Below are 18540 nucleotides of genomic sequence, written 5' to 3' on the forward strand. Positions count from 1 at the left end.
TAGCTTGATTAACAACGACTTTCAGAGCAGATAGCCGTCAGCCGAAAGTCTAGCGACAGCCACCCCGAGCCGCCATTCGAGGAATACATATACCCACCTTGAACACTTCCAACGCAGCAATGTGAGCACCATCACCACGGACGAAAGAAAAATCGGCGCCCGAGTCAGGACTCGGGCACCGATTGAGAAAACGGGGAACGCGGCGAGCGTCAGCTGACGACGCGCAGACCGCCGTGGGCCGGCGGGTCGAGATGCCGTCCGAGCCATACGGCCGCGTCGTTGATCCGACGGGCGCAGGAGAGATCACGCCCGCTGAGATTGGGCACGCAATGCATAAGTGCGGCGGCGAACGGAGACCCTCCCGACATCCCGTAACGCTCCAGCACGGTGCGGTAGTCGACGATCCGCTCGTCGAGTTCGCGATAGGTGATCGCCTGGCCATCGAGACGCACCGCTACCAGACTCGGCGTAGTCCGGGCGCGCTGATGGATATCGGTGATCACATCCCGAATCTCAGGATCGTTGTACATGTCACCCTCCTCGTCTGCGCAAAGTCCGCCACAGCCGTGGCCCTTCAGATGGGGGTCCATCCCCAGGATCCGGGACCGAAATTTCCTGCTCTCTACTGTGCCTTACGATCGGTGCTTCATCAATAGCTACAGCGGGTTTTGTAACAAATTCGTATCGGACGCTTGTTGCTGGTGAGATGCAAGGTGACTGAGGTCACTCGTGTGACAGGTGGGGCAGCAGGGTCGATGTCGAAGTGTTATATTTCACGCCCCCAGAACTGGGGACAGCGAGAATGTAACGCAGGTGTAACAGGATCCCGGCACACTGCCCGATCACACCCACCTACTCGCGGCACGACGAATCGCCCCGGGCCTACACGAGCGGCCGGCGGGGCGATTCACGCATGACGGAACGCGCCCGTCAGCTCTGTGCTTTGTCGGCCTCCATGGCGTCGATGAGGCTCTTGGGCCGCAGGTCCGTCCAGTTCTCTTCGACGTACTTCAAGCAGGCCTCACGGCTCTCCTCGCCGAACACCTTCGTCCAGCCGGCCGGGATGTCGGCAAAGGTCGGCCACAACGAGTGCTGGTTCTCGTCGTTGACCAGCACGAAGAAACGGCCGTTCTCGTCGTCAAAGGGGTTGGTCATTCACTTTCTCCTTTTCTCAGAAATACACTGTAGGGCATGTCGTGATATCGGCTACGCGTCCTGCTCGCCGCCACTTCTCCGCCCGGCCGCCGCATGCAGCAGCGCCCGCTCGAGCTCGGGACCGATCACCGACAGTGCCTCTGGATTGGCCAGACCAAGATGGTAGGTGTCCACCGGAACCTCGCTCACCTTGCCGGACACGTAGCCACGCCACGCCTCGGCCACCGCCGACGGATCGTCCTTGTCGGCGGTCGCCACAAACACCTGCAGGTCACCCTCGTAGTGCCGCGGCCGGAAGCCCCACAGCACCGCGCCGGCCGACGAGAAGGAATCCATCACCCGGCCCACCTCGTCCTCGGTGAACAGACCCATCGCGGCGATCTGCTGCCGGACCACGTCGACCGCCTCCTCAGGCGTGCTGACCGTCAGGTCACCGAGATCGAACAGATCACGCCAACCGCCGAGGAGGTCGGCCACCACCTCGGCCCCGTCCGGCTCGGTCCCGTCCGGCTGCGCCGGCTCCTCACCGTCGTGTGCGGCGCCGACGTCGGGGCACGTGGGTGAACCCGCAGCCGGGAGATCACCGTCGGCGGCCACCGGTGCCGTGGACCCGGCATCGGTGGCCGAATCAGCGGTGGCCGAATCGTCCACATCCACGGCCCGGGCGTCGGCGACCGGCTCCTCAGCACCGGATACCGCCGCATCGCCCGACTCCGGCACCACCGGAAGCGGCGCGGTATCCATGACCCCGAGGTAGGCGACCGTCTGGGCGTCACGTTGCAGCAGGGTGGCCATCGCCTGGGCGATCACCCCACCGACCGACCAGCCCAGCAGGTGGTACGGACCGGTCGGCTGAACCCGGCGGATCTCCTCGACATACCTCGCGGCGAGTTCGTCCGCGTCGGTGCGGGTCGGTTCATCGGCGACCACATGCGGATCCTGCAGACCATAGATCGGCCTGTCCTGCAGATACGGCGCCAGTCCGCCGTAGAACCACGACAGACCACCCGCCGGATGCACACAGAACAGCGGTGCCCGGTCGCCCTGGGCGCGCAATGTCAGCAGCACTCCGTTGGCCGCGCGGGCCTCCGATTCCACCTGGAAGGCGATCCCCCGAACCGTGGGGTCCGAGAACAGACCGGCCAGCCCGACATCGATGCCGTGGTCGGCGCGGAGCCGTTCGACGACCCGCACCGCCGACAGCGAGTTACCGCCGAGGTCGAAGAACGACGCGGTCGCCGACACCTGTTCGAGCCCGAGTACCTGCCCGAAGACCTGCGCGACGATGGTCTCCATCGGTCCTGCGGGGGGCACGAAGCCGGCAACGAACGCCGACGGGTCGGGTTCGGGCAGTGCGCGGCGATCGATTTTGCCCGCGGCATTGAACGGCAACTCGTCCAGTGACACCCACACCGACGGCACCATGTAGGCGGCCAGCGAATCGGCGACCTCAGCCCGCACCGCGTCGGTATCCACCGACGCGGGCGAGACATAGGCCACCAGATACTGGCCGCCGCCGGACGCCACCCCCACGGCCGCGGCGCAGTGCACCACCCCCGACGATGCCGCGATCACAGACTCGATCTCACCGAGTTCGATGCGCTGACCGCGCAGCTTCACCTGGAAATCGGTGCGGCCCAGGTACTCCAGCTCACCACCGGAACCCTGATCGGTGCGCACCCAGCGCACCAGGTCGCCGGTGCGGTAGAGCCGCTCACCCGGTGCTCCGTACAGGTCGGCCACAAATCGATCGGCGGTCAGATCCGCGCGCGAGGCATATCCGCGCGCCAGCTGCGGACCACCCACGTACAGCTCCCCGGGGACGCCCGCCGGCACCGGATGCAGCCGCGCGTCCAGGACCCGGGCCACCGTGTACGAGGTGGGTCCGCCGATCGGCACGGCGGGTCCGGGGTCTCTCAGCGCTTCGGTGGCGGTGACGCAGATGGCGCCCTCGGTCGGACCGTACATGTTGCGGATGCGCGTGAACGGCCACAACTCATTGACCCGACGGACCAGCGCCGGTGTCACCGCCTCGCCACCGACATCGAGATGGTTCAGCCTGATCGACGAGAGCTGCCGCTCGTCGAGCACATCGAGCATCGTCGACAGCATCGACGGCACCAGCAGCACCGCGGTCACCGAGTGCCGGGCGAATACCTCGGCCAGCGCACGCGGGTCACGCTGCTGACCTTCGGCGAGCACGACGAGGGTGCCGCCCGCGGCAATCGGACGCAGGAGCTCGAGCACCAACGCGTCGAACGTCGCTGCCGACACCTGACCGAACACCTCCCCGTCACCGTAGCCGTGGGACGCCGCGTCATGACGCATGTGGGCGACGATGGCCCGGTGCGAGACCACCACGCCCTTGGGCCGTCCGGTCGATCCCGAGGTGAACATGGTGTACGCCGCAGCGTCGGGCGAGCGCACGAACGACTGTGCGGCGACGATCTCGGTGGCGGTCACCGATGATTCATCGTGCGCGGCCTGCAGCAGCACGTCCTCGTACACCTCGACGACCCGGACATCGCACTCGTCGGCCGCGGCCATCACCTCCGGCAGCGCATCGTCGGCGAGTACCAGCATCACGCGGGCCCCCGACGTACGCAGCAGGTACCTGATCCGCTCGGCGGGAGCAGCCGGATCCACGGTCACGAACTGTCCACCCGCGATCGAGCAGGCATGCAGCGCGCCGATCAGGGTGATCGACCGCGGCATACACACCGCGACGGCATCGTCCGGGCCGACGCCCGAGTCGGTGAGGACGGTGGCCAACTCACCGACCATCCGGTCGAGTCCGGTGTAGTCGAGCACGACCTCGTCGGTCACCAGGGCCGCCGTACGGGGTGTCGCGGCGACCCGTTCGACGAACAGATCCGCCAACATCGCATCGTGGCGCGGCGCCACATGGGCGACACCGTGCGACCATTCGCCGAGCGCGACCGCCTGCTCGATGTCGAGGATGGGCAGGTCACCGACGGGTATCCGCGGTTCTGCGGTTGCCGACTCCAGCAGCCGCCGCAGTCCGTCGCCGAACCGGGCCGCGGTCGTCTCGTCGAAGAGGTCGGTGGCAAACCGGATGGCGGCGCGCCATGGTTCGCCCGCCTCGGCTGCCACGATCTCCACGATCAGGTCCACCTGGATCGGCACATCATCGCTGTCGACGGCCGATACCACCAGTGCGTCGGGCGCAGGCCGGCCATCGGCGGGCGGACGCGAGGCGGCCGCACCCTTCTCCACGGACAGCCAGACCTGGGTGAGCGGCGCGAACGATTCGGAGCGCACCGGGTTCACCGCTTCGACGACGGTCTCGAACGGCACGACGCCGTGTTCGAAGGCCGCCAGGTCGATGTCGCGGACGTGATCGAGCAACTCGCCGAACGACGCGGTGCCCTCGACCCGTGCACGCAACACCAGCGTGTTGACGAACATACCGACCAGAGGGTCCAGGACCTCCTGGCCGCGTCCGGCGACCGGGGTACCGATCGCGATGTCGTCGGTGGCGCTCAGTCGCGCCAGCAGCACCGACAGCGCCGCATGGATCACCATGAACGGGGTGGTCCGTGATGCCGTCGCCAGCTCGGTGATCCGGGCCGTCACGGTCTCCGGGATCTCGAACCGCACTCGACGGCCGCGCCGGCTCGCCACCGACGGCCGTGGCCGGTCGGCGGGCAGGTCCAGCACGTCCGGCAGTCCGGCGAGCCGGTCCCGCCAGTAGCCGAGCTGCCGGGCCAGCGGCGAGGCCGGGTCCTCGGGCGAGCCCAGTTCACGATGCTGCCAGAGGGCGTAGTCGGCGAACTGCACCGGCAGTTCGTCGAACGCCGGCGCGTGTCCGGCGGCGCGGGCGGTGTACGCGGTCACCAGATCGTTCATCAGCGGTGCCATCGACTGCCCGTCCGCCGCGATGTGGTGGGCCACCACGGCCAGCACATACGGGCGGTCGCCGCCGCGTGGTTGCCACAGGCGCACCCGCAGCGGCCATCGGGTGGTCACGTCGAACCCGGTGGACAGGGCCGTCGCGATACTGCTCTGGGCGCGCACCTCCTGCCACACCGTATTGCGGTTGAAGCCATCGATGTCCTCAATCTGCTGGTAGGCCACACCGTCGGCGGACGGATACACCGTGCGCAGCACCTCGTGCCGGGCGACGACGTCGACGACGGCCTGGTGCAGCGCGTCCACGTCGAGGTCGGTGGCCAGTTCGACGACGGCCGGGATGTTGTAGGCGGGGGAATCGCCGTCGAACTGGTTGATAAACCACATCCGCTGCTGCGAGAACGACAGCGGGATCCGGTCGGGCCGCGGATCTGTCCGGGTGATGGGTGCCAGCGCCGCCGAATTGGCTGACGACGCCTCGACGAGCTCACGCACACTGGGCGATTCGAAGACGTCGCGGACGGTGATCTCGACGCCCAGCGCATCCGATGCCCGTGCCGCCAGCCGCATCGCCGACAGTGAGTTGCCGCCGATGTCGAAGAACGATTCGGTGACCCCGACGCTCTCAACGTCCAGTAGTTCCGCGTACACCGCGGCGACGGTGGCTTCCTCCTCCGTCGCCGGCTCGACGTGCAGATCGGTCACCGAGGCGAAATCCGGTGCCGGCAATGCCTTGCGGTCAAGTTTGCCCGCAGAGTTCAGCACCACGTCGTCTATGCCCACCCACACGGTGGGCACCATGTACACCGGCAACGCCGACACCACGGCCGCACGCACCATCTCGGTGTCCACCGAGGCCGGTGACACGTACCCCACCAGATGTTGTTCGCCGGAAGTGGTTTCGAGCACGGTCGCGGCCGCGTGCACCACGCCCGGCGCCGACGCGATCGCCGACTCGATCTCACCGAGTTCAACACGCTGGCCACGCAGCTTCACCTGGAAGTCGGTGCGGCCCAGGTACTCCAGCACGCTGCGCAATCCCCCGTCGCTGCGCTCGCCCCGGACGGTCCGCCTGCGGACCAGGTCGCCGGTGCGGTAGAGCCGTTCGCCCGCGTTGAACGGGTCGGCGACGAAACGTTCGGAGGTCAGGTCGGGCCGCGCCGCGTACCCGCGCGCCAGTTGGACACCGCCGAGGTACAACTCGCCGGCCACCCCGTCCGGCACCCGGTGCAGGCGTGAATCGAGCACCACCGACGACGAGTTCCACACCGGCACACCGATGGCCACCGATGAAGCACCCGCCTGCACCGCCTCGATACGCTCGGCGGTGATCTCCACCGCGGCCTCGGTCGGCCCGTACAGGTTGTAGAACAACACGTCCGGCAACGCGGCACGCAGTTGGGCGGCCACCGCGGGCGGCAGCGCCTCACCCGTGGTCGAGACGATCCGCACCGAGGTCAGCGTGGCGATCCGGTCGCCTCCGACGACGTCGCAGAACACCGACAGCATCGACGGCACGAAGTGCACCATCGTCGCCCGTGTCCGTTCGATGACATCTGCCACATAGTGCGGATTCAGGTGTCCGTCGGCGTCGAGCACCGCCACTCTGGCCCCCACCATGAGTGGTGCGAACAGTTCGGGCACCGACACGTCGAACGTGTACGGCGTCTTGAGCACCACGGTGTCGCTCTCATCGATCGGCAGTTCGGCCAGACCCCACCACAGTCGGTTGAGCACGGCACGATGACTGAGGGTCACGCCCTTGGGCCTGCCGGTCGATCCCGAGGTGAACAGTGTGTAGGCGGCGGCGTCGGGCCGGACTGGCGCGAGCCGTTCTGCGTCGGTGATCGGCGTGGTGGCCGACCGCTCGACCGCATCCGAACAGTCGACGACGATCGTTCGCACCCCGGCGGCCACCGCACCCGGATCGGCGCCGGCGGTGACGAGCAGTACGGTCACACCCGCGGTCTCGAACATGTACCGCACACGTTCGGCGGGTGCCGAGACATCGACCGGTACGTATTGGCCACCGGCGGCGAGCACCGCGTGAACGGCCACCACCATTTCCACCGATCGCGGGATACGCAGGGCGACGGCCGTCTCCGGTCCGACTCCGGCTGCGATCAGTTGTCGTGCCAGGGCGTTGACCCGGGCACCGAATTCACCGTAGGCGACCTCTCGCCCGTCGAACCACAGGGCGACGGCGTCCGGGGTGCGCTCGATCTGTGCGGCCACCACCGTGTCGATCGTCGTGTCCGACCGCACCGGGACGATATCGCCGTATTCGCGGGCGGCGATCCGATCATCGCTTCCGGCCATCAGATCCACATCGCCCACGGCCGACCCGGGTCGTGCGGTGAGACCGGCGAGCAGGTCGACAAGCTGTCGGCCGAAGGTTTCCACGGTGCCCCGGTCAAAGAGTTCCGCGGCATACTCGACGCCCACCGACCATGGCTCGCCCGGGCCGCGGGTGGCCACCGAGAACGTGAGATCGACGCGAGCGGTGGTCGAGTCCGCGGCGATCGGTTGCACGCTCAGTCCCGAACCGTCCGGCGCGGGTGTCTGCTCACCGGTGTCCAGACCGGTCTCGTTGAAGAACAGCAGGACTTGGGCCAGCGGCGCGAACGCCTCGCTGCGCACCGGGTTGAGCTCTTCGACCAGCACCTCGAACGGTACGTCGGCATGAGCGAAGGCATCGAGGTCGTCGCGCCGGACCCGGGTGAGCAGTTCGGTGAACGACTCACCGGGATCGATCCGCGCGCGCAGCACGAGAGTGTTGACGAACATGCCCACCAGCGGATCGAGTACCGCCTGACCGCGCCCGGCGACGGACGCTCCGACGGCCACGTCCTCGGTGGATCCCAAACGCGCCAAGAGCACCGACAGCGCGGCGTGCAACACCATGAACGGGGTGGCATTGTGCTGTGCGGCAAGAATGTCCACCGCACCGACGACACTGCCGGGCACCACGAGATCGACGCGGCCACCGTGATGTCCGGCCACGACCGGGCGGGGCCGATCGGCGGGCAGCTCGAGTACGTCCGGCAGTCCGGCGAGTTGCTGTGTCCAGTAGGCCAATTGACGGCCGAGCAATGATTCCGGGTCGTCCGCGGATCCGAAGTTCTCACGCTGCCAGATCGCGTAGTCGGCGAACTGCACCTCCAGCGGGGTGAATTCGGGTGTCCGGCCGACACTGCGTGCGGCGTAGGCGGTCACGATGTCGCGAACCAGCGGAATCCTGGATTCGCCGTCCGCGGCGATGTGGTGGGCCACCAGCGCCAGTACGTATTCGTCGGGGCCGGAATCGCTCGGCGTGTGCAGCACCCGCACCCGCAACGGCCACTGCGTGGTCACGTCGAAGCCGGTGGTCACGGCGTGCTCGATGTCGGTGGGCGATCCCGTGATCGCCCAGTCAAGGTGTTTGTCCACCGATTCGGGCGAATCGATCAGCTGATACGGTTCGCCGTCGACGGCCGGGAAGGTGGTGCGCAGCACCTCGTGCCTGCGGACCACGTCCACCACCGCCGTACGCAGGGCGGCGACATCGAGGCGGCCGGTGATCCGCAGCACCGCCGGAATGTTGTAGGTGGGCAGTCCCGGATCGAACCGGTTGAGGAACCACATCCGCTGCTGCGCGAATGACAGCGGAATATGCTGCGGTCGTGGCGATATGGCCACAATGGGTGCCAGGCCAGTACCGAGCCGCGCCGAGGCCGCGGCGAGTTCGCGCACGCTGGGCGCCTCGAACACGTCTCGCACCGACACGGTGACGCCCAGGGCCTCACCGGCACGGGCCGCCAGCCGCATCGCCGACAACGAGTTGCCACCCAGATCGAAGAACGACTCGGTCACCGACACCCGGTCCAGCCCGAGAAGTGTGCCGAAGACACCGGCCAGCAACCGCTCGTCATCGGTGCCGGGTGCCACGTATTCGGCTGCGACGGAAGTGAAATCCGGATCGGGCAACGCGCTACGATCGAGTTTTCCGGCACTGTTGAGTGGCACCTGTGCGAGCACTGTCCAGACCGTCGGCACCATGAATGCCGGCAACGTCTGCGCCACCGACGCCTTCACCGCATTCAGATCGACGGTGTCGGGCGACAGATAGGCCACCAGGTGCTGGGCACCCGACTCCGTCGACACTACGGTCGCAGCCGAATACCGTACTCCAGGGGCCGCGGCGAGTGCCGCTTCCACCTCACCGAGTTCCAGCCGCTGACCGCGCAACTTCACCTGGAAATCCGAGCGCCCCAGATAGTTCAGTCTGCCATCGGCATCCCATGCCGCGAGGTCACCGGTGCGGTACAACCGTTCACCCGCCTGCCCCACCGGATCTGCGATGAACCGGTCCGCGGTCAGCCCGGGCTGCCCCGTATACCCACGCGCAACCTGAACACCGCCCAGATACAACTCGCCGGGAATCCCAACGGGCACCGGACGCAATCGCCTGTCGAGTACATATGCCCGTATTCCGGCGACAGGACGACCGATGGTGACCTTCCGCTCTGCCGGGTTGTAGGCGTCGATGGTGGAGAAGATCGTGGTCTCGGTTGGTCCGTACTGGTTGTACAGCGTCGCCGACGGCCAGGCGGCCGACACCGCATCCGCGACCGCGGGCGGCAATGCCTCACCGCCGGTGTTGATCCTGCGCAGAGTCGACGCCCAACCACCATCGGCGTCACCGGCCACGTCAACCATCACCGCCAGCATCGACGGCACCATCATCATGGTGGTGACGCCCCGGTCGGCGACGGCAGATTCGATGGCCCGCGGGTCGCGATGGGCTCCGGGCGCCAACAGCACCAGCGACGCTCCGACCGACACCGGGCGCAGGATCTCCAGCACCGACGGGTCGAAGGTGTACTCCAATGTCTGCAGGAAGACGTCGGATTCATCGAGTCCGTAGTACTGACGGTCGGCGGCCACCTCCGCGAGCAGAGCCGCGTGCGAGACCGTCACACCTTTGGGCCTGCCCGTCGATCCCGAGGTGAAAATGGTGTACGCGGCCGACTCCGGGCGTACCCGGCCACGCCGATCGGCATCAGTGATGGGCGCGGCGACGGAGTCGATCGCCACCGAGCAGTCCACGACAACAAACGATGTGATGCCTGCGCTACGTGCTGTGGTCGGGGAGTCCGGGCCGGTGATGATCGTCGACACACCCGCGGTAGCGGTTATGTAGTCCACCCGGTCGGCGGGCGCGGAGACGTCGATGGGCACGAACTGACCACCGGCGGCCAGTACCGCATGAATCGCCACGATCATCTCCACCGAACGCGGCAGCATCAGTCCCACCGCCGCTTCCGGGCCCACCCCCAGCGAGATCAGTTCACGGGCAAGAACACTCACCCGAGCACCCAACTCGGCATATGACACCGAACGGTCACCGAACCACAACGCAGTCACCTCTGCGGCCGCCGACACCCGCTCGGCCAACAAATCCACCAGCGTATCCCCGCCGACCACCTGCGGAGCCCCCGAAAGTTCAGGCCCATCGGCAAACCCCAACACCGTGTCACGTGTTTCCGGCGAAACCAGCGCGATATCAGCGGTCAACGTCTGCGGATCAGCCGCGATCACCCGCAGCACCTGAGTCAACACCTCGGCAAACACTTCAACCTGACCCGCGGTGAACGCATCCGGCAAATACGCCAGCCGAACAGCGAGCCCACCACCGACGGGCGAGGTACCCAGGTTGAGAGGGTAATGGGTCGAGTCGGTGAACCGAGCCGAACGAATCCCCAGCCGATCCTGAGATCCGTCACCGCCATCGGCGACTCCCGCGCCCGACAATGATTCGGCGTCAACCGGGTAGGACTCGTGCACCACCAGGGTGTCGAAGTCGACGGATATACCTGTGCCCGAGGAGATCTCGGGAAGGCTGAGATGCTGGTGGTCGAGCACGGCGATCTTGTCGTCCTGCACCGTGGCCAGCACCCGCGCGACACTCGCATCCGGGTCCACATCGACCACCGCGGGGAGCGTGTTGATGAACAGACCCACCATGCTCTCCACACCCGGCAGATCTGCGGGACGCCCGGACACCGTCTCACCGAAGGTGACCACCCGGTTACCGGTCAGCCGCGACAACAGCACACCCCACGCCACCTGCAGCGCCGTGGCCAGCGTCGCACCGCAGGCCCGCGCCGACGCCTCCACCCCCGACACCAACTCGGGGCCGATGAAGGTATGCACCTCCCGCGGCAAGGCATCGGTGGTCCCGGTCATCCCGGCCGCCACCCGAGTGGAACCGTCGACCGGAGCCAGCACCTGCTGCCACGCCGCCATACCGGCCGCATCATCGCGGCGGGCGATCAGATCAAGATAGTCACCGAAGTCGGTGCTCTGCGCACCGGTGAACGGCTGACCCGTCGCGTACAACGCCAACAAGTCGGCCATCACCAACGGACCCGACCAGCCGTCGAGAATCAGGTGGTGGTTCGTGGTGACCAAGGTCGACGATTCGCCGTGCCGGATCAGTACGAACCGCACGAGTGGCGGCTCGGCGAGGTCGAACCGGGTCACCCGCTGCTGCTGGGCGATCTCTGATATCTGTTCGGCAACAACGTCGTCGGATCCATCACCGAGGTCCACCTCTGTCCACGGCAGCTCGGCCTCGGTCGGAACCACCGATACCACCGCACCGCCGGGGGTGAGAACGAAGCCCGACCGTAGCACCCGATGGGTGGCCAACAGCTGTGCCGCCGCACCTCGCAGTCGGTCCGCGTCGATCGCGCCGACCGTAACCACTGCCTGCGCCACATACACGTCCACGGCCGCATCCGAACCGGTGGCCAATTCGGACTGGAAGAACAGGCCGCGCTGCAGGGGCGCGAGCGGCCACACATCGGCACCCGGGTACCGCTGCGCGAGTGCGTCGAGTTCGGCCTGGGTGATGCCCGTGCCCGGCACATCCGACGGCGACAGCCCCGGAGGGCCTGCGCTCACGGCGTCGACGGCAGCCGCCAACTGCGCCGACCACCGGGTCATAAGGTCGGAGACGTCGTCACCGGAGATCACGGTGGGCGGGTGGATGACGGAGGCGTTGAACTGCCGACCACCGTCACCGGTGACGGTGTTGACGTTGATGGTGAGCACCGCCTGCGCCGCCATGCCACCCGCGGGTGAGGCGTCGTAGAACGGGCCGGGGACACCCGCGAACGGGGTTGGCTCGGCGACACCTGCCGTGCGGGTCGAACGCCTGCCCGCGCCGAGGTAGTTGAACACCACCGACGGCAGCGGACGGGCTGCGATGGCCTCGTCGGCTTCCGTGCCGTAGCGCAGCCAACCACATCCGATACCCGAATCAGGTTGTCCCAGACGTTCTTCCTTGGCTGCCTTGACCGCGTGCACGATGTCGCCCGTCGGATCGAGCCGGATCGGTGCGATTGTGGTGAACCACCCCACAGTCCGCGACAGGTCGGCGCGGACGGCGTCCGGCCCCTTCGCCAGAACATCCTCGTAGCGGCCGTGGCCTTCGGTGAGCACGGAAACAGGCGAATCGTCGGTGATGCCGTGGTCGTGCTGCCACGAGCGCACCGCCCGTGCGAACGCCGCCATCAGGACGTCGGCGACGTTGCCGCCGAAGGCTTCGGGAACATCGGCCAGTACGGCCTCGGTGACCTCGGTATCGACCTGGTGGGTGACGGTTCGCGTGGTCGAGACCCGGTCGCGGGTCCGGTCGAGGGTTGCGCCGAATCCGGTCGGCCGGGCCGGGAGCCGCTCCAGCCAGTAGGCGGCCTCGTCGGCGTGGTCGCCGGCCCGTGCGGCGAGCGCGGTGATCCAGGCGCGCTGGCTGGTGCTGACCGGACGCAACGCGTACGGCTGCCCCTGCGAACGCTGTGCCCACAGGGTGACCAGGTCCTCGATGATCGCCCGCCAGGACACCGCGTCGACACCGAGGTGATGGATCGCGAGCACGATCCGCCCGGAGCCCGACGGATCGGTCACCAGCACCGCCTGCACCAGTTGTCCCGTCGCGGTATCGAACCGGCGGGTCGCCTCGACGTGCGCGGCCCGCAGATCGGTGTCGAACCCGTCAGTGCCGACGGCATGCCCGCAGACGCGCGTGGACACCGCCGCGGCGGAATCGAAGTCGTTGCCCGCGACCAGCTCCCATGCGGTTGCGCCACCGACTGATTCCTGCGGGGTTTCGAGGCCCGTCGCCTGCGCTGCTCGCACCGGGGCCGGCGAGGGTGTCAGTGATGCCGACAGCATCGGGTGGTGGGCGACGAGTTCGCCGAGCAGCTCGGCCAGCACGTCCTCGGTCAGGCCACTCGGCGCGGCCAGGGTTACGGACTGGTTGAAATCAGCGAAATCGTCTGCGGTGTCGGAATGTTCGAGCATCCACGACACCACCGGCGGCACCGGCATCGCGCCCACCGCCCCACCTTCGGGCTCGGCCAGCTCAGGCAGACGCGCCGAGGTATCGGTGATCGCCGCGGCCATCCCCCGCACCGTGCGCCGCTCAAAAATCTCCCGCGGCGACAGATCGAACCCGGCCGCCCGCACCGCCGAAGCCAGCTGAATCGACATGATCGAGTCACCACCGAGCGCGAAGAACGACTCGGTGGCACTGACCCGGTCCACACCGAGCAGACCGGCGACGACAGAGGCGAGGAGTTCTTCCACCGCACCGAGCGGGGCGACATAATCCAGGCTCACCGCACCGAAATCAGGATCCGGCAGGGCACGCCGATCCAGCTTGCCCGCACTGTTGAGCGGCACCTCATCAATCACCATCCACACCGACGGCACCATGTAGTTCGGCAACGCCTGCGACGCGGCGGACTTCACCGCCTCCACATCCACCGACGCGGGTGCCAAGTAGGCCACCAGATGCTCAGCACCACTCTCAGTCACAGCGACCGTCGCCGCCGCGTGCACCACACCCGGCACCGCCGCCAACACCGCCTCGATCTCACCCAACTCGACACGCTGACCACGCAACTTCACCTGGAAATCAGTACGACCCAAGTACTCGATCTCACCGAAAGTGTTCCACCGCACCAAGTCACCGGTCCGATACAGCCGTGAACCCGGCTCACCGAAAGGATCGGCGACAAACCGCTCAGCAGTCAGACCAGGCTGCGCCGCATAACCACGCGCCACCTGCACACCACCGAGGTACAACTCGCCCGGCACACCGACCGGCACCGGCCGGAGGCGATCATCGAGCACCAGGGTTTCGGTATTCCACACCGGCGCACCAATCGTCACCGACTCCGGCGCATCAGACACATCCGCCCACGCCACCTCAACCGCAGCCTCAGTCGGACCGAACAGATTATGAATACCCACCCACGGCCACACCTCGTGCACCTGAGCCACCACAGCCGCCGGCAAAGCCTCACCCGAAGCAAACACCCACTTCAAGCTCGTCAACTGCGCCAACCGATCACGATCGACCACATCAACAAACACCGACAACATCGACGGCACAAAATGCACCGACGTCGCCTCCGTCTCCGCGATCAGACCCGCGATGTACTCCGGATCCGCATGACCACCCGGACGCGCAATCACCACCTGAGCGCCCGTGAACAACGGCGCAAACAACTCCGGCACCGACACATCGAACGTGTACGGCGTCTTCTGAATCACCCTGTCGCCCACACCCCACGCAAACGCATCCAACCCCCACCACAAACGGTTCAGCACCGCACGATGCGACACCGTCACACCCTTCGGCCGACCCGTCGAACCCGACGTGAACAACGTGTACAACGCGTTATCCAACGACAACGGAGCCAGACGATCAGCATCAGTGACCGGCGGTGCCGTCAGATCCACCTCGGCATCACACGAGACGACGATGGTACGGACATTCCCGGCCCGCCAGGTTTCGACGCCACTCGCTTGCGCTCGCGGCACCTCAACCGACGAAGGCGACACCTCCACCGACGAAGAGAACGTCTCAACCTGCGAAGAGGTCACCTCCACCGACGAGGTTGCCCCATTGCCGGTTGAGGTGCGAGGAGCGTCAGCGACGAGCCTCGAAACCACGTGAGATGACGTGTCCGTCACCAACACCACACCCACACCGGCGGTGTCCAGCATGTACTGGACACGATCAGCCGGAGCATCGGTGGCGATCGGGACGTACTGGCCACCGGCGGCGACCACCGCGTGGATTGCCACGACCATCTCCACCGAGCGGTCGATACACACACCCACAGCCACATCCGGCCCCACCCCAGCCGCAATCAACTCACGCGCAAGCACACCCGTACGCGCCGACAACTCGCCATAAGAGACACTGCGCCCCTCAAACCACAACGCCGACAACTCAGGAGTCGAAGCAGACCGCGCCACAAGAGCATCAGCAACGGTACCGGCCGGAACGACGGCATCGGGACCGACGGACCGCGCCACGACGGTGTCGCGTTCGGCCACCCCGAGCAGGCCGGCGTCACCGAGCGCGCGGGCGGGCTCGGCGGTGAGTTCGTCGAGCAGCCGGACGAACCGCTCGCTCAGCTCCGCCACCCGCGAGGTGTCGAATATATCGGTCGCGAACACCATCGACCCCAGCCAGTCGTGTCCGTCCGGCGCCGACGACACCACGACGAGCAGGTCGAGCTGGGCGGGGACGTCCGGCGCGGCGACCGGTTCGACCGCCAGTCCGCCCACCGAGGTGTCGACCTCATTGACCGAGGCACCCGGATCGAAGGACAGCATCACCTGGGCCAGTGGCGAGAATGCTTCGGAGCGAACAGGATCAACGGCCTCCACGACCGTTTCGAACGGTACGTCGGCATGTGCGAACGCGTCCAGGTCGGCGATGCGAGCCTGTTCGACGAGACCGGTGAACGATTCGCCCGACCGGACCCGGGTTCGCAACACCAGTGTGTTGACGAACATGCCGACGAGCGGGTCGAGGACCGCCTGACCTCGGCCGGCGATCGGCGTGGCGATCGCGATGTCGTCGGTTGCGGTCAGTCGTGCGAGGAGCGCGGCGAGTGCGGCGTGCACCACCATGAACGGTGTCGCACCCAGTCCGGCGGCCAGTGCCTCGACGCGGGCACCGACGTGTGCCGGGATACCGAACCGGATCCGTGCGCCGCGATGGGAGGCCACCTGTGGCCGCGGCCGGTCCGCCGGCAGGTCCAATACCTCGGGCAGACCCGCCAATTGCGCCGTCCAGTAGTCGAGCTGGCGACGCACCGTGGACGCGGGGTCGTCGGCCGCGCCGAGCACCTTGTGCTGCCAGATCGCGAAGTCGGCGAACTGCACCGGCATCGGCGCGAATGACGGAGCCGCACCGGCAGCGCGGGCGGCGTACGCGGTGACTATGTCGGCGACCAGCGGCAGCAACGACTCACCATCGGCGCCGATGTGATGGGTGACCACCGCGAGCAGGTATTCGGCGGGTCCGGCGACGAGCAGCCGCACCCGGATGGGCCATTCGGTGCCGACGTCGAAACCGGTGGTGACGTCGCCCCACAGTTCGGCCTCGGAGTCGACGATTTCCCACACCTTCCGGTCCGGTGCCTCGCCGATCTCCCCGATCAGCTGATAGGGCACGCCGCCGTCGTCGGGGAACGATGTGCGCAGGATCTCGTGCCGCTCGATGACATCGAGGATCGCCTGATGCAGTGCGAGCACGTCGAGTTCGCCGGTGAGCCGCAGCACCGCGGGCAGGTTGTACACCGCGGATCTGGGTTCGAACCGGTTGATGAACCACATGCGCTGCTGCGCGAACGACAGTGGAATCCGTTGTGGCCGCGGCACGACCGCGACGATCGGGGCCGATGCCTCGTCGTTTCCGGAGACCGCGGCGATGAGTTCCCGGACCGTCGGCGCGGTGAACACATCGCGCACCGACACCGTGACGCCGAGTTCCTGCCCCGTGCGGGCGGCGAGTCTGGTGGCCGACAGCGAGTTGCCGCCGAGATCGAAGAACGAATCGGTCACCGATACCCGGTCCAGACCCAGTACCCCGGCGAACACCGCGGACACCGCTTCTTCGACTGCGTTGACCGGTGCGACGTATTCGGCTTCGACGGAACCGAAGTCGGGTGCGGGCAGGGCCCGGCGGTCGAGTTTACCGGAGCTGCCGAGCGGCACCTCGTCGAGCACGGTCCACACCGTGGGGACCATGTACGACGGAAGTCGTGCCGCCACAAACGATTTAACCTCTTCGACGGCGACGGAGCCGGGCGCGAGGTAGGCGACCAGATGCTGCTCACCGCCGTTCGTGGTGGCCACGGCCGCCGCGGCGTGCACCACACCCGGAGCGGCGGCCAGCACCGCCTCGACCTCGCCGAGTTCCAGTCGCTGACCGCGCAGCTTGACCTGGAAGTCGGTGCGGCCCAGGTATTCGATCACGCCGGCGGCATTCCACCGCACGAGGTCACCGGTGCGGTAGAGGCGCACACCCGGATTGAACGGGTCGGCGACAAACCGCTCGGACGTCAGACCCGGTTGCGCGGCGTAGCCGCGGGCCAACTGGACCCCGCCGAGGTAGAGTTCGCCCGGCACGCCCACCGGGACCATGCGCAGTCGCCGGTCCAGGATCCGGGTGGCGGTATTGGTGACCGGTGCGCCGATCGGGATCAGGTCGTCGCCGCGCCGCACCTCATATGCGGTGACATCGACCGCGGCCTCGGTGGGCCCGTACAGGTTGAGCAGCCGCGACCCCGGCAAAGCCGCGAGCAGTTCCTGCGCGGGCTGCGAGGTCAGCGCCTCGCCGGAGGTGAATACGGCCCGCAGCGACGTCAGCGCGGCGATCCGGTCGCCGCCGAGCACGTCGACGAAGGCCGACAGCATCGACGGCACGAAGTGGATGACCGAGACACCCTGATGCGTGATCGTGTCCGCCAGGTAGTCGGGGTCGGCATGGCCGCCGGGCTCGGCGATCACCAGCCGGGCACCGATCACGAACGGCAGGAACAATTCCCACACCGACACGTCGAACGTCGTCGGCGTCTTCTGCAGGAACACATCGCCCGCGCCGAGCCCGTACCAGTCGGCCATCCAGTCCAGTCGGTTCGCCAGCGCCCGGTGCGTGACCGTCACGCCCTTCGGCCGGCCTGTCGAGCCGGAGGTGAACAGGGTGTAGGCGGCGCTGTCGGGACTCAGCAGCGACACCCGTTCTGCGTCGGTGACCGGTGACGCGGCCAGGTCGACATCACCGGAGCAGTCGACGACCAGTGTTCGGATGCCGCCGGATTCGGCCGGATCGGCCGCATCCGCCGATCGCAGCATCAACCGGGCGCCCGACATGTCGAGCATGTACCCGACACGGTCGGCGGGGGTATCGGTGGCGATGGGCACGTACTGGCCGCCCGCCGCGACGATCGCGTGCACCGCGACCAGCAGTTCCACCGACCTGTCGATGCGGACCGCGACCGCGACGTCGGGTCCGACGCCGTCGGCGATCAGCTCGCGCGCGAGAGTCGATACCCGCGCCGTGAATTCGCCGTACGGAACATGCCGGTCGCCGAAGATCAGTGCGGTGTGGTCAGCCGTCGCGGCCATTTCAGCGAACTCAGCCACTGTGGTCATGCCCCT

The 18540-nt window shown here is 67.3% G+C and carries 3 protein-coding genes; all 3 read right to left on the reverse strand.

All coding sequences use genetic code 11. The features are described 5' to 3' along the window. Window positions 1–209 precede the first annotated feature (209 nt). Window positions 210–530, reverse strand: a complete 321-nt coding sequence (locus GII31_RS17205) for a hypothetical protein (protein ID WP_213244594.1) — start codon at window positions 528–530, stop codon at window positions 210–212. A gap of 400 nt (window positions 531–930) precedes the next feature. Further along, the gene (locus GII31_RS17210) at window positions 931–1155 is read right to left on the reverse strand and encodes an MbtH family protein (protein ID WP_213244595.1); all 225 of its coding nucleotides are present in this window, start codon (window positions 1153–1155) and stop codon (window positions 931–933) included. A 51-nt stretch (window positions 1156–1206) separates the two neighbouring features. After that, window positions 1207–18525 (reverse strand): amino acid adenylation domain-containing protein, encoded by a 17319-nt coding sequence (locus GII31_RS17215; protein ID WP_407649989.1) that lies wholly within the window; start codon window positions 18523–18525, stop codon window positions 1207–1209. Between the last annotated feature and the right edge of the window lie 15 nt (window positions 18526–18540).

Origin of the sequence: Gordonia pseudamarae, from assembly GCF_025273675.1 — a bacterium.
GTDB classification, from domain to species: domain Bacteria; phylum Actinomycetota; class Actinomycetes; order Mycobacteriales; family Mycobacteriaceae; genus Gordonia; species Gordonia pseudamarae.

Bases quoted from the DNA above. Each gene is read 5' to 3' on its own strand.
- GII31_RS17205 (WP_213244594.1), bottom strand. From the start codon at position 530: ATGTACAACGATCCTGAGATTCGGGATGTGATCACCGATATCCATCAG.
- GII31_RS17210 (WP_213244595.1), bottom strand. From the start codon at position 1,155: ATGACCAACCCCTTTGACGACGAGAACGGCCGTTTCTTCGTGCTGGTC.